Annotated in this window: 12 protein-coding genes; 3 read left to right on the top strand and 9 right to left on the bottom strand. The window is 62.6% G+C overall.

Annotated elements, in window-relative coordinates:
- Positions 1-12 precede the first annotated feature (12 nt).
- Positions 13-1,464 carry a trigger factor gene (gene tig, locus ACOFKT_RS10560; RefSeq protein WP_419803958.1) on the bottom strand — a complete coding sequence of 484 codons (1,452 nt, stop codon included), beginning with the start codon at positions 1,462-1,464 and terminating at the stop codon, positions 13-15.
- 160 nt (positions 1,465-1,624) lie between these two features.
- On the bottom strand, positions 1,625-2,737 hold the full coding sequence (locus ACOFKT_RS10555; protein ID WP_419803957.1) for a hypothetical protein: 1,113 nt from the start codon (positions 2,735-2,737) through the stop codon (positions 1,625-1,627).
- 63 nt (positions 2,738-2,800) lie between these two features.
- Here ACOFKT_RS10555 and ACOFKT_RS10550 point away from each other — a divergent pair, with 63 nt between their 5' ends.
- On the top strand, positions 2,801-3,517 hold the full coding sequence (locus tag ACOFKT_RS10550) for a uracil-DNA glycosylase (RefSeq protein ID WP_419803956.1): 717 nt from the start codon (positions 2,801-2,803) through the stop codon (positions 3,515-3,517).
- Positions 3,518-3,613: 96 nt separating this feature from the next.
- Positions 3,614-3,985 carry a YtxH domain-containing protein gene (locus ACOFKT_RS10545; protein ID WP_419803955.1) on the top strand — a complete coding sequence of 124 codons (372 nt, stop codon included), beginning with the start codon at positions 3,614-3,616 and terminating at the stop codon, positions 3,983-3,985.
- 55 nt (positions 3,986-4,040) lie between these two features.
- Here ACOFKT_RS10545 and ACOFKT_RS10540 read toward each other — a convergent pair whose 3' ends face one another.
- The 3 genes from ACOFKT_RS10540 to ACOFKT_RS10530 all read right to left on the bottom strand — a co-directional run bounded on the left by ACOFKT_RS10540 (position 4,041) and on the right by ACOFKT_RS10530 (position 8,052).
- A complete protein-coding gene (locus tag ACOFKT_RS10540) occupies positions 4,041-4,397 on the bottom strand; it encodes a VOC family protein (RefSeq protein WP_419803954.1) in 357 nt (118 codons plus the stop codon).
- A 193-nt stretch (positions 4,398-4,590) separates the two neighbouring features.
- Complete coding sequence (locus ACOFKT_RS10535; protein ID WP_419803953.1) at positions 4,591-7,071, bottom strand: ATP-dependent Clp protease ATP-binding subunit; 2,481 nt, start codon at positions 7,069-7,071, stop codon at positions 4,591-4,593.
- A 258-nt stretch (positions 7,072-7,329) separates the two neighbouring features.
- On the bottom strand, positions 7,330-8,052 hold the full coding sequence (locus ACOFKT_RS10530) for an ABC transporter ATP-binding protein (protein WP_419803952.1): 723 nt from the start codon (positions 8,050-8,052) through the stop codon (positions 7,330-7,332).
- A gap of 59 nt (positions 8,053-8,111) precedes the next feature.
- On the opposite strand from ACOFKT_RS10530, the gene ACOFKT_RS10525 reads away from it, so the two are divergent.
- Positions 8,112-8,408: a hypothetical protein gene (locus ACOFKT_RS10525; RefSeq protein ID WP_419803951.1), complete on the top strand. Its 297-nt coding sequence runs from the start codon at positions 8,112-8,114 to the stop codon at positions 8,406-8,408.
- Between the two features lie 65 nt (positions 8,409-8,473).
- On the opposite strand, the gene ACOFKT_RS10520 is transcribed toward ACOFKT_RS10525, so the two are convergent.
- From ACOFKT_RS10520 to ACOFKT_RS10505, 4 genes are all read right to left on the bottom strand, one after another.
- Complete coding sequence (locus tag ACOFKT_RS10520) at positions 8,474-8,896, bottom strand: N-acetyltransferase family protein (protein WP_419803950.1); 423 nt, start codon at positions 8,894-8,896, stop codon at positions 8,474-8,476.
- Between the two features lie 14 nt (positions 8,897-8,910).
- Positions 8,911-11,523: an HD domain-containing protein gene (locus tag ACOFKT_RS10515; protein ID WP_419803949.1), complete on the bottom strand. Its 2,613-nt coding sequence runs from the start codon at positions 11,521-11,523 to the stop codon at positions 8,911-8,913.
- Positions 11,524-11,560: 37 nt separating this feature from the next.
- Positions 11,561-11,899 carry a P-II family nitrogen regulator gene (locus ACOFKT_RS10510; RefSeq protein WP_419803948.1) on the bottom strand — a complete coding sequence of 113 codons (339 nt, stop codon included), beginning with the start codon at positions 11,897-11,899 and terminating at the stop codon, positions 11,561-11,563.
- A gap of 190 nt (positions 11,900-12,089) precedes the next feature.
- Positions 12,090-13,403, bottom strand: a complete 1,314-nt coding sequence (locus tag ACOFKT_RS10505) for an ammonium transporter (protein WP_419807148.1) — start codon at positions 13,401-13,403, stop codon at positions 12,090-12,092.
- Between the last annotated feature and the right edge of the window lie 233 nt (positions 13,404-13,636).

Raw genomic sequence — 13,636 nt, 5'->3', positions numbered from 1 at the left:
TGCGTGCCCGGCTTACGCCATCTTCTCGTACAGCGTGGTGGCGACCGCCTCGCGGCGCATCTGCTCGCGCATGCGCTGCAGGCCGCCGTCATTTTGCATGCGCTCACGCACCTGCTCGTACGGTTGACGGCTCTGGATGGCGAGCATCATCAACTCGCGTTGCAGGTCGTCTTCCTTGACTTCGACGTTCTCCTTTGCGGCGATCGCGTCCAGCAGCAACGAAGCTTTCACTTCCTTCACTGCTTCATCGCGCTGTGCGTCGCGCAGGCGGGCGAAATCCAATTGCCGCATCTGTTCCTCGGTCATACCCTGCTGTGCAAGTGCGCGCAGGCCGCGGTCAAGCCTGACATCGATCTGCTGCTGCACAAAGCTCTCAGGAATAGGGAACTGAAATCGTTCGACCAACGCGTCAACCAGCTTGCCCTTTGCGTCCTGCTCGGCGGCACCCTGCTTGCGCTTGGTCGCGCGGTCGCGCAGGTCGGTTTCGAACGCCTCAAAGCTGTCGAATTCACCGAGCTGTTTTGCAAACTCGGCGTCGCGCTCCGGTAGCACCTTCTTCTTGATGGAGCCGACCTTGACGTCATAGGTGACAGTCTGGCCGGCGAGCCGAAGGTCGCCGAAGTCCTTGGGGTACTCGACTTCAATCTGAAACTCCTGGCCGGGCTTCTTGCCGCGCAGCGCCTCGTTGAAGGCGGGCAGCGTGTTTACACCGCCAATCTCCACCATCACGTCATCGCCCTGCACGTCCTCGGTGCGCTCGGCAATGGCCGGGTCGGGCGTGCCGCCGTCCGTCTCGCGGCGCTTGCCGGTGAACTGGATCTCTGCCCAATCACCATCCTGCAACTCGCGGTCTTCTTCGACGGTTTCGATCGTCGCGTAGGAATCGAGCATGCGGTCGAGCTCAGAGGTGTACTCCGTCTCGTCCAGCGTGGTGGTGGGCTTTTCCACCTTCACGTCTTCGTAGCCGGTCACGTCGATCTGCGGAGCAATTTCAAACTCGGCGCGGAAGCGCAACGGCTGACCATCCAACAGGTTCAACTCGGTAACCTGCGGCTGACTGATCGGCTGCAGGTTCTGCTCTTCGACGGCTGCGCGGAAGCGGTCATTGACGAGAGATTCCATGACTTCCTGCCGCAGCTCACGGGCGAAGCGGTTGCGGACGGTCACCTCCGGCACCTTGCCAGGACGGAAGCCGGGCAGGCGCGCCTGCTTCTGGTATCGCTTGATCGCCTTTGCGTAAGCCTTGCTGACCGCGTCGGCCGGCGCTTCCACGAAGATCTCGCGGCGCAGTTCCGGGTTCAGCGTGGGACCGTGCGAGTGACCCTCGGGATCTTGCGCGTGATTGTGCGTGAGTGCGTTCTGCTCTGTATTGCTGCCTGTCGCGATGCTGTCCGAGTCAGGGGCGGTCTCTTGCGCCTCGGCCACGGCCGGGGATGCGCTGGTTTCCAGGACTTCGTCTGTCAAAATGGGAGCCTTTTCTTCAGGAACTTCGCCGCATGTGTGTGCGCTTGGTGAACGCGCCGGCGGCTCCTGTTATGGTACGAACCTTCACCGGCAGGGTCAAACCGGAGAGCGGCAATGCCGCGCATGGCGGAACTTGGCTCCTCCGCACCGATGCTGCGCTCTATCGCATCGGTTCGGGTGATTGTGGGGCCTTTACCGGCAACACCTCCATCCGCAGATGCCATTGGATGGTCTGCCCGGCCCGCAATGTTTGATCGCGCTGTTCGGCTTCTGCCGCAGGATCAAGGCTGCTCAGGCTGAGCAGCAGTGTGTGCGTCCCGGGGTCGCTGCGCGCATGCACGCTGCGCAGTGTGTCACCCAGGCCGATCACGCGCAGAGAAAATCGCTCGCCGTTTTGCAGGCGAACGTAGGTGCCGTCGCTTAGCGATTCGTGGCCAAGGTGCGTCAGGTGAACGTCCAGCGGATGGTCGCCGATGGCTTGACCGTGTTCCGAGGCAATCCCGGCTGCTTCGCTCTCGCCATCCGCACCGATCTTGCTGCCCGACGGAACGGACAGCAGCAGGCGATTCAGGTTGCCATCGGGCGCGGCGAACCGCGGGCACCACTCAAAGCTGACGAAGCGGTTCTCCTGAGAGTTGTTGGTCGCGCGAGTTATAAGGTCGATCTGCCTGCCGGAGAGTGTCACTTCGATCGTGGCCGAGACGCCAGCCCTGGCCGCCGTGCCCTGAAACGTGCCGGAGGCCTGCCCGCCATCCACCAGAGTCTGGTTTTGCGGGTTTGAAGCAGGTGCAAAGCCGATCAGGTCGTCCGCATTACCTTTGCCTTCCTGCACGTGATGGTTGCTGACCCGAAGATGGAAGGGAGCGCTGCTGATGCTGACGGGTGACATGCGCGCCGCATCGCTCAGGGAAACGGACGCGAGCAGGTCCTGCGCTGGCTGATCGGGCACGGCGACCGTGGCCTGCAGCAGTTGCATGCCGACGCCGGGCAGTACGGTGGCACTCACAAACTCCGGTTCGGAGTCGTTGACCAGGGTGACGCGCGAGAGCAGGATTGCCTCTTGCCCGCCGGGCATCGGGGCTGAGGTCGTCTGCGGGATGATTGGCGTGGTCAGCTGATGGAACTTGGCCCGCTGGTGCGCGTGCCACAGCAGTCCAAAGGTAAGCAGCACCAGCGCAATCACGATCGCGGTCGCCCAGCCGGAACGGCTGAAAGCCCCTGAGCGGCGACCGCCGCCACCGCTGTTGTACGCGCGCCCTCGTTCCCACGCCATGCAAGCTCTCCGCCAAACCGGCAGCGCCTGCCGTCAGCGTCCTCACAGTAGCATGGCAGCAGCATGCCTGCCGCCAGCCGCGTCTCCATTCAGCTCGCCCTGGATGCGATCGCGAAGAACATTGTGACCTGTGAACGATGCCCGCGGTTGCGCAGCTACTGCACCGCCCTGGGAGAAACAAAGCGCCGCGCATACCTGGATTGGCGCTACTGGGCACGGCCGGTGCCGGGCTTTGGCGATCCGAACGCGCGCGTGGTGATTGTAGGCCTGGCACCGGGCGCGCACGGCGCAAACCGCACCGGCCGTCCGTTTACAGGCGATGGTGCCGGCAACTTCATGTACCCCGTGCTGTACGAGACAGGTTTTGCCAGTAAGCAGGGTGCGGTGTCCGCACAGGACGGGCTGCGCCTGCGTGATGCTCGCATTCTCTCCATCTGCCGTTGCGCTCCACCCGCCGACAAACCCACGCCCCAGGAGCAGGCAAACTGCTCCCTACACCTGTCGGCGGAGTTGAGCGTCTTGCGGCGCGCACGCGTGATCGTCGCGTTGGGGCGCATCGCTTTCGACGGTTATCTGCGGCACCTGCAACGATCTGGCGTGATCGAGCGGCCGAGCCTGTACGCCTTTGGGCACGGCGTCGAGCACATGCTGCCGGATGGAACCGTGCTGCTGGGCAGCTACCATCCATCGCTGCGCAACACGAACACGGGGCGGCTGGACCGCACACAGTTCACGCGCATCTTTCTGCGCGCCCGGGAGTTGGCCGGTCTGGATCTCTAAGGTGTTTTGGCACTCCGCAAAGCGATTGCAACCTGCGAAAAGGGCATCGAATCACAAAGACTGCAGCCCATGCTGCACAGGAACGGGGAGGTGCTTATGAGCGCAAAGGGTTTTTGGATCGCATTTGGCATCGGCGTTGCGGCCGGCGCGGCCGTGGCGCTGCTGTACGCTCCACAATCGGGTGAGCGCACACGCAAGAAGCTGGGCCGGGCGTATGACGAGGCGACGGACTACCTGGAAGACGCAACGGACTACCTGAAAGACCAGGCCGAGCGCGTTGCGAAACAGTCGAAAGACCTGTATGGCAAGGGCGTCGATTCGGCGTCGGACGCCTATGACTCCGCGGCCGGCACCTACAGCGATGTTTCCGACAAGCTGGCCGACGCCTTCAGCACTGCCAAGAGCAAGGCCGGAGATTTCGGCAGTTACACCGCCGAGTATGGGAAGAAAATCCGGTCCATGGTGTAACGAAGTTGTTTACGCAAAGCGAAGCGGGAAGGCCCTGGCCTTCCCGCTTTCGTGTTCAGGATTTGGATTCTGGAACGACCTGGAAGACGCCCATTTCATTGCCGCTTGGATCGAGGAAGTGAAACCGGCGTCCGCCGGGGTAGTCGAATGCCTCCTTGGTAATAGAAACGCCTGCCGATCGGAGGCGAGCCTCCACCGCGTCTACCTCGTCCGTTTCCAGCAACACAAGCGGAGCCTTTGTTCGATCGTTCGGGTTGGGACTGATGCCGCCGTCGATTCCGCTGTTTTGAAACACGGCGTAGTCGTCGCCAAGCTCGAATAACTGCCATCCGAAGTGTTTCCGATAGAAGTCGCGAAGCGTGCGAATGTCTGTCGTCGGCAACTCGACATAAGCGATTTGATTCTTCGTCATGGTTCCCCTCTGAGCGCATCGAAGCGCTTACTCGCCATCCGCCTCCGTCTGAGCCGGGGCGAAGGAACCCGGAGCAGGTAGAAGCCGGCGAAGTCCGGCCTCGCGAGGAACGGCTTTAGCCTAAAACGTCGTTGCGCGCCAGGCAAGCAAAAGCGGAACGCTTTGCGCTCCGCTTTCTGCACTGCTGCATGAGTTAAACCAGGGAAAGCGCCGAACCCTCAAGCTGCTCGTTTCCTTCCTGCGAAACGGGCCGGTAGAAGAGTTGGTCCGGTCCCAGGTAGACCTCCAGGAACGCAGGCCGTTGCGTGATGCTGCCGGCAATCAACGCCTCTGAGAGCGGGTCTTCCACGTAGCGCTGCAGTGCGCGACGTAGCGGACGCGCTCCGTAGCTGCGGTCCGTCAGCGTCTTCTCAAGAATCCACTTCTTGGCTTCGTCGGTCACGCTGATGGTGATGGCCTTGTGCACCAGGTTGGTGTTCAGTTGCTGAACCAGCAGCTCCAGAATCTGCATCAGGTCGCTGTCAGACAGGGCCGTGAACACGATGATCTCGTCGAGACGATTGATGAATTCGGGATTGAAGGCCTTCTTCACCTCAGCCTTGACCATCTCCTCCATCTTTTCCGCGACCACCTCGTCCTTGGTGGACTGGAAACCCAGGCCTTCCCGCTTCATCAGGTGCTTGGCGCCAATGTTCGACGTCATGATCAGGATCGTGTTCTTGAAGTCGATCGTGTTGCCCAAACCGTCGGTCAGGTGACCGTCTTCAAAGACCTGCAACAGCAGATTGAAGACGTCCGGATGGGCCTTTTCGACCTCATCGAGCAGCACCACGGAATACGGCGAGCGCTTGACCCGCTCGGTGAGCTGGCCGCCCTCCTCGTACCCGACGTAGCCCGGAGGCGAACCGATCAGCTTGCTCACGGAGTGCTTCTCCATGAACTCCGACATATCGAAGCGAATCAGGCTCTTGTCGGAACCGAATAGGAATTGCGCCAGGGTGCGCGCCATTTCGGTCTTGCCCACGCCGGTCGGTCCAAGGAACATAAAGGAACCGATCGGACGGCTCGGGTTCTTGAGCCCTGCACGCGAGCGCCGGATTGCACGAGCCAAGGCGCTGATCGCCTTGTCCTGCGAGATGACGCGCTTGTGCAGCTCTTCCTCGACGCGGAGCAGCTTCTGCGTCTCTTCTTCCTTGATTGAGGTGATCGGAACGCCGGTCCAGCGGCTCACCACGTCTTCGATGTCCTCGCGTGTCACGATGCCGGCGCTGGAATCGTCCAAGTGGTATTTATCGCGCAGAGCACGCAGGTTATCGCGCTCCTTCCGCTCCTCGTCCGAGTAGAACCGTGCCTTCTCAAACTCCTTGTTGGAGATGGCGTTTTCCATGCGGTGCACGATGAACTTGATGCGCTTCTGCACGTCGATCAGCTCGTCGGGCAGGGTGGTCTGGCGCAGCTTCACGCGGGCACCCGCCTCGTCGATCAAATCGATCGCCTTATCAGGCAGGAAGCGGTCGGGAATGTACCGGTTCGAATGCGAGACGGAGAAGTTGATCGCGTCGTCGGTGTAGCTGACGGCGTGAAACTTCTCGTAGCGATCCTTGATACCCATGATGATCTTGATCGCGTCTTCCTCGTTCGGAGGTGGCACCTTAACGGCCTGAAAGCGGCGCTCCAGCGAGCGATCTTTCTCGATGGACTTGCGGAACTCGCCCGGCGTGGTTGCGCCAATGCACTGGATTTCGCCACGGCTGAGCGCCGGCTTCAGGATGTTGGCGGCGTCCAGCGAGCCCTCGGCCGAACCCGCTCCGACCAGGGTGTGCAGCTCGTCGATAAAGACGATACAGTTCTGGTTTTCCATCAGCTCTTTCATGATGGTCTTCAGGCGTTCTTCAAACTGGCCGCGGTACTTGGTTCCGGCGACGATCAGGGACAGATCGAGCGACAGAACCCGCTTCTCGGCAAGGAAGCTGGGCACTTCGCCGTCGGCGATCTTCTGCGCCAGACCCTCCACGATCGCGGTTTTGCCCACACCCGGCTCACCAATCAGCACCGGGTTGTTCTTGGTGCGGCGGCACAGGATCTGGATCACGCGATCGACTTCCTGGTCGCGGCCAACCAGCGGGTCAAGGGATTGGTCGGCGGCGGCCTGGGTCAGATCACGGCTGAACTCCGCCAGCATGCTCTGCTCCTGCTGCTGTTGAGCACCGCGCTGCTGCTGCTTCTGCTGCGCGGCGGGCTTTTCCTGCGTGCTGCGCTGCAGCTCTTCGCGAATCTGCGGTAGGCGCAGGCCGCGCTCCATCAGGATCTCGGCGGCAAAACACTTCTCCTCGCGCAACAGGCCGAGCAGCAGGTGCTCGGTGCCGATGTGTTTGTGGCTCAGCCGCTCGGCTTCTTCCGCGGCGTAGGCCAGCACACGCTTGCACTCGTTCGACAGCGGCAGGTCCACGCTGGTGGACACCTTTTCACGAATGGTCGTGTGCCCCTCAATCTGCTTGCGAATCGACTCCACCGACGCGTGCGACCGCAAAAAGCGATTCGTCAGCGCCTTGTCCTCGCGCAGAAGTCCGAGCAGGAGGTGTTCCGTTTCAATGTATGGCGAGCCAAATTGGCTTGCTTCGTAGCGCGCGAAAAAGATCACGCGCCGCGCTTTCTCCGTATAACGCTCGAACATGTTCCCCCTTCGGCAGTGCGGTAGCGGTTTGCAGCCGCGTGGCCAATGGTTCCTTGCCCGTTCCGCATCCCGGCCAGACGACCCTGAAACCGGCCATGCAGGAACTCTTCGGTAGTGGTGCCGCCAGAGCTGGGCCGGGCGGACACCTTTTCCCAGTTACTTTCCGTTGCGCTAAGTCTATCGTCCGTTCGTGTGCACGATGCAAGTGCACCGAAGGTTAGGCAACACCCTACCAGCAAAGCTGTTGATGGTAGGGACTTATTGGACGCGTCTCGGTGGAAAAAGAAGCGTTTCGGGAACGGCGGGCTCCTGCGCCCCAACACCCAGGCGCATCGCCCGCTCGCAACGCTGCGCGAAGCTGGCGTTGTGCGTCACCAGAATGGTAGTCATGCTGAAATCGCGGTGCATCTTTTGCAGGGACGCGAAGATTGCCTCCCCGGTGCGGACGTCCAGGTTGCCGGTGGGCTCGTCGGCCAGCAGCAATCGGGGACTGCCGACGAGTGCGCGCGCGAGGCTGACGCGCTGCTGTTCGCCACCGCTCAACTCCCCGGCGCGGTGTTCCGACCGATGATCCAGGCCCACCTCGCGCAGCCAACGCAGGGCGGCCTGGCGTGCCTCCGAGCTTGCCGTACCGCGCGCAAGCAGGGGCATGGCGACATTCTCCGCAGCGGTAAACTCCGGCAAGAGATAGTGCGCCTGCCACACATAGCCGATCTGTTGGTTGCGGAATGCCGCCTGGGCGGTGGGACTGAGCGACGAAACGACCGTGCTGCCGACCTTGACGGTCCCGCTGGTGGGTGTGTCGAGCCCGGCAAGCAGGTGCAGCAGCGTACTTTTGCCCGCGCCGCTTTCGCCCACGATTGCCAGCATTTCACCCTGATAGACAGTAAAGTTCAGGTTGCGAAAAAGGGTGACCGGTTGCAGCCCGGGGGTGCGGTATTCCTTCGTCAGGTCGCGCACGGTCACCAGCGGCTCGGGCATCTTTCTATAGTACGAAGCGCAGGGCGAAGCTTGGTCCTGCGACCGGCATCGAAACGGAGATGCCGCATCCGCTCGAAACTGCTGACGTTGCCACGCTGACCGGTCCGCTGCGCGCGCTGCAGCTTGCGGCACAGGGCAACTGGGACGGAGCGCACGAAGCCGCACAGGCCGATGAGGACCGCGACAGCGCCTGGGTCCACGCGTACCTGCACCGCCGTGAAGGCGACCAGTGGAACGCGGAGTACTGGTACCGCCGTGCCGGCCAGCCGGTCTTTCGCGGTTCGCTGGATGAAGAATGGCGGCACATTGCGGACGCCCTCTACCCAAAAGAGCTAAAGCATTCCACTCAGGTGTAAGTCCTAAGTCGTTTGGGAATGTCATCCTGAGCGGAGCGAAGAATCTGCTTCTTCTCGGAGCAGCACTACGCTTGAAGGAAGACAGCTCTACCGGGAATATTGAAGTTCCGGTCGACGATGATGCGATCCTCACGGTCACTCGCAAACGTCTCACAGCCCTGCTCGCGTGCCCACTGCCGGGCCGCCCAGAGTAGAGTTCGCGCCACCCCCTGATGCCGGGCTTGCTCAGCCACATACAAGCCCTCAATGTAGCCGACCCGCTTGCCTTCCAAACCCGGCAGATCCGTTCGAATGGAAAGCTCAGCAAAGCCCACGGCGGTGTTAGCCGCTTCCGCCAGCAGCACGTGCTCCGGATCGGTCTTTTCCCCGGCAAAGAACCTGGAGATCTCCTCGCCGTGGGCCTCATCGTCACCAGGCCAGAGCGCGTAACGCAGCCGCTCCCAGGTCAACCAGTCCTCCGGTTCCGCGGCTCGAATGACGATTTGCATCTGCTTGCCCGGCCTCAGAAAGGATCGGCCCCAACTGCATCGAGAATGCTGCGTTGCAACTCGGGGAGTTCGCTCGGGTGGAGCACGGCACCATTGCGGCGCAGGTAAAAAACATCAATGGCGGTGTCGCCTTCCGTGTCGATCAGCGCCACAATAATGTCGCAGTGCGCCTCGCCCAACGCCTGTGCGATCGCGTACAGCAGGCCGGGCTGGTCCTGTGCAACGACCTGCACAAGCGTCGAGTGCGAGGACGATGTTGTATCGAAATGCACACTCGTTTCCACCCGCACCAGCGGGTCGCGGCGGCGGCTGCGGCGGCGCGCCGCGATCATGCGTGCGGCGGCGGTCTCATCCAGCACGGCGTCGTGCACGGCGCTCACCAGCCGGTCGCGCTCCTCGGGGTTCAGTTCCAGGGTGCGAAAGCCGTCGGTGAACCGGAAGCTGTCCACGACCACACCATGCGCATTGCTGAAAGCATCGGCCGTGATGATGTTCATGCCAAAGCTGGACAGAACGCCGGCGATACGGGCGAACAGCAGCTGGCGGTCCGGCGTGACCAGCGTGATGTCGCTGCGATCGGCATGCCAGTGCAGGTCAATCTGCACCGGGTCTGTCAGCAGGCGCTTGCTCATCTCGTAATGCGTACGGATCTGCTCTGGGGAGCGCGTTTGCAGATAGCGTTGCGGAAAGCCTTCCAGAAAGCGAAGCATGGCCCGGCTTTCCTGCGGAACGAGCGCGGTGATGCGCTGCACCAGGTCGCTTGAGATGCGAGCGTCCACGCGTTCATCGTCCACGTTGCGGTCCAGGTAGTTCGCTGTCTGGATGTACAGACGCCACAGGTTCTCCGCCTTCCATGGTGTAAGCGCGTCCGGGTGCACGGCGTTGATGTCGGCATAGGTGAACAGCGTCAGCATGCGCAGCTCTTCCGGTGTTCGCACGCAGGCGGCAAAGGCGCGCACGGTTTCCGCGTCGAAGATGTCGCGCCGCAGGGCCGCACTCATCTCCAGGTGGTTCTCGATCAAGTGCAGCACCAGGCCGCTCTCAAAGCTGTCGCGGCCCAGCCGTTCCAAGACGCCGGTCGCCAACCGCGCGCTTTCGGCGGTGTGTCCGCCAAGGGCGTGGCCTTTGCCGGTGTCGTGCAGCAGCGCGGCCAGATAAAGCAGGCCGGGGTGCTGCAGCTCGCGTTGCAGCGATGCAAAGCGGCGCGCCCACTCCGCCAGCGGCGACTTCGTTTCCCCAGCAGCGTGGAGACCGTGCAGTGTGTCAAGCAGCACAAACGTGTGCTCGTCCACGGTGTAGCGATGATAGGAGTCGCGCACCACCAGCGCATCGATGCCGTGGAACTCCGGCACGGTGAGCTCCAGCAGGCCCTGCGCGTGCATGGACCGCAGCGCCAGTCCGGCGTAGCGGCCGCACAGCACGCGTTCCAGCTGGCGCCACAGCGGCTCGCCCTCTTCCATGTGGGCGTTCAGCAGCGGCAGAGCTTCCTCCACGCGGTCCTCTGATGCGTGGCTCATCGGAACGCCGCTCTCACTCACCGTCGCAAAGGCGCGCAGGACCATATCGAAATCCTGGGCAGCATCGAAGCCGTCGGTGCGCTGCAGATGCAGTTGTCCGCCTTCCACGGCAAACTCCTGCGCGGCGTCTTTGCGCCGCAGGAACTCTGGCACGCGCAGCAGCGGCTTGGGCCGCGGCAAAGCCTCCAGGTTCTGCTCCAACCGCCGGTCCACCGCGCGCGCGTATCGAAAGTACATCTGCATCCAGTACGCGGGGTCGCGCACTTCCGCGTCGATCCCGACACCTTCCGCCGCCGCGGCATCCTGCGCCTTCCAGTCGAGTGCGTTCACGTCGCGGTTGTTCCGGAAGTGCAGAAAGCAGCGGCACGAGGCCAGAAAGGCGAAGGCACGCTCAAAGTCTGCGGATCCGGCGCTGCTGCGCCGCGCACGCACAGCCGGGGACAGGATCTTCTCAATCCAGCTGCAAACGTTGGCATCGCGAAGGCCGCCCGGGCAGTCCTTCACGTTCGGCTCCAGGTGAAAGATCGTATCTCCGTAGCGGGCGTGCCGTTCGCGCGTCAGGGCAAGCAGACGCTGACCCAGCCTGCGGCGTTCCGCGGCAATCAGCGTGGGAACGACTTCGCCGCAGACGCGGTCCGCCAGCGCCCGATTGCCCGCTAGGGCTCGCGCGTCCAGCAAAGACAGGGTGAACTCTGCATTTTCCGGTTCGAAGCGATCGCACTCTGCAAGCGTGCGCGTGGTTGCGGCTACGCGGATGCCTGCATCCCACAGTGCCTGCGTGAACGAGCGGATGCGGTCCTTGAGCTCTCTTTCATCGCTGGCGCCGGTCAGTACGAAGAGCAGGTCCAAATCGGAAGCGGGGAAGAGCTCCCGGCGGCCGTACCCGCCGACCGCCAGCAGCCCCGGCGCACTTGCTGAAGGCTCTGCGCCGAAATGCCGGGCCCAAAGGCTGTTGACGAGCAGGTCAGCCGCTTCCGAACGTGCAAGGATCGCCTGCGGGCCACGGTAAAGCGGCTCCGTAAAAAAGCGAGAGCGGATGACCTCCATGGTGGCGCGGTACGCCGCAGACGGGTCCTTGATCGGGCTATCCGCACCGGGTTCATGCTGCATGCGCGCCTCCGATCAGCCCTGAATGCTACGGCTCCAATTAAAGAGCGACCTCGCCGCGATCTTCGTTGCGGATACGAATCGCTTCCTCGACGCGCGACAGGAAGATTTTGCCGTCGCCAATAGACCCTGTCTGCGCGGCGGTCAGGATGGCGCGCACGGCACGGTCGACGACCTCGTCCGGCACCACGGCTTCCAGCTTGATCTTTGGAAGGAGGTCGACCGCGTACTCGCGGCCTCGGTAGAACTCGGTGTGGCCCTTCTGCCGGCCGTGGCCGCGGGCCTCCACAATGGTCATGCCGGTCACGCCGGCTTCGATCAACGCTTCTTTGACTGCGTCCAGCTTGCCCGGCTGGATCACGGCTTCAATCTTTTGCATGGTGCTCCTCTGAGAGCGCTGCTTCGCTCCTGACAATTGCGGCAGATTCTGCGACCTAAACTGTACCCCAGCAACGTGAATCTGCAGAGGCGTCACGGTGCGGCGTAGGGCTGAGAACGCCGAAACTGAGGCCTTCTTGCATCGAATGAGCATTCAGGAGCTGCAATACTTCGGACCCGGGCTAGTCAGCTTAGTGCGCCGCCAGCTCGGAGTGGTAGCCCTCTTCCCCATGCTGCGACAGATCCAGGCCTTCCGCCTCATCTGCCGTGGTGACGCGCAGACCAATCAGCTTATCGACCAGGAAGAGCAGGATGAGCGTGCCGACAGCCGAGCCTACCCACGCGATGCCCACGCCGATGAACTGATTCGTCACCTGATGCCCGTTTCCATCGGCCAGACCGACCGCCTTGCCCGCGCCGTACACCGGGTTGACCGCCGCCGTGGCGAAGACCCCCGTCAGAATGGCGCCCAGCGTTCCGCCCGCCCCGTGAACGCCGAAGGCATCCAGTGAGTCGTCGTAGCCGAACTTGTTCTTCACGAAGAAGACCATGCTGAAGCAGAAGATACCCACCAGCAGGCCGATCCAAAGGGCAGACATCGGCGTAACGAAGCCGGACGCAGGCGTGATGCCGACCAGGCCCGCAACCGCGCCACTGATCGCGCCCAGTGCGGTGGGCTTGCCTGTTTTCAGCCACTCGGCAAGCGTCCATCCGCTTGCGGCGGCAGCAGCGGCCAGATGAGTCGTTACAAACGCGCTGGTCGCCAGTGTTCCCGCGTTCAGCGCCGAACCAGCGTTGAAGCCGAACCAGCCCACCCACAGCAGGCCCGCCCCAATGCAGCTGAGCACCACGCTGTGCGGTGGCATGGGCTCACGTGGGTAGCCGATCCGTTTCCCAAGATAAAGCGCCGCGACCAGGGCTGAGACGCCGCTGGTGATGTGGACCACCGTGCCGCCCGCGAAGTCGAGGCATGGAATGCGGCCGCCTGATGCATTCAACAGGCCCCCGACGCCCCAGACCATGTGCGCCATGGGCGCGTACACGACAATCGACCAGAGCGTCAGAAACACGCATGTCGCCGAAAATTTCATGCGCTCGGCAAAGGCGCCGGTGATCAGTGCCGGCGTGATGATGGCGAACATCATCTGGAAGATCATAAAAGTCTGTTCGGGGATGGTCGGTGCGTATGCGCTGGGCGCAAGGCCGACGCCTCTTAGAAAGACGTGTTCAAAGCTGCCGATAAAGCTGTTGCCGTGCCCGAACGCCAGCGAATACAGCACCAGGGCCCACAACACGCTGATGATGCCCATCATCGCCATGGTCTGCATCATCGTGCCCAGCACGTTTTTGCGCCGCACCAGGCCGCCGTAAAACAGGATCAGGCCCGGCGCGCTCATCATCAGCACAAGCGCGCTTGAGACGAGCATCCATCCGTTGTCGCCCGCCATTTGCGCGTTTGCGATCGCGTTCTGCAGGTCGGCGTTCTGCTTTTCAAGCGCCGCCATGCGCTTCTCTTGCGCGGCGTCGGAGACGGGCGCCGCCGCGGCGCTCACACCGTGTACGTTGGGGCCGGGGCCGGCCGCGATCTGTGCACGGGCAGGCGGCACACTCAGCAAAAGAAGGCAACACACTGGCAACATCAGCCGTCGCAGACATTCACGCATGGGCAGTTCGACCTTTCACGTTCAGGGAAGGAGGACCGTCCGCCCGCCCCCAGGTGTGAAGGCGGAGACAGGGC

It is taken from the genome of Terriglobus sp., assembly GCF_965201105.1.
Taxonomy (GTDB): Bacteria; Acidobacteriota; Terriglobia; order Terriglobales; family Acidobacteriaceae; genus Terriglobus.
This window is presented reverse-complemented; position numbering and strand designations above follow the sequence as displayed.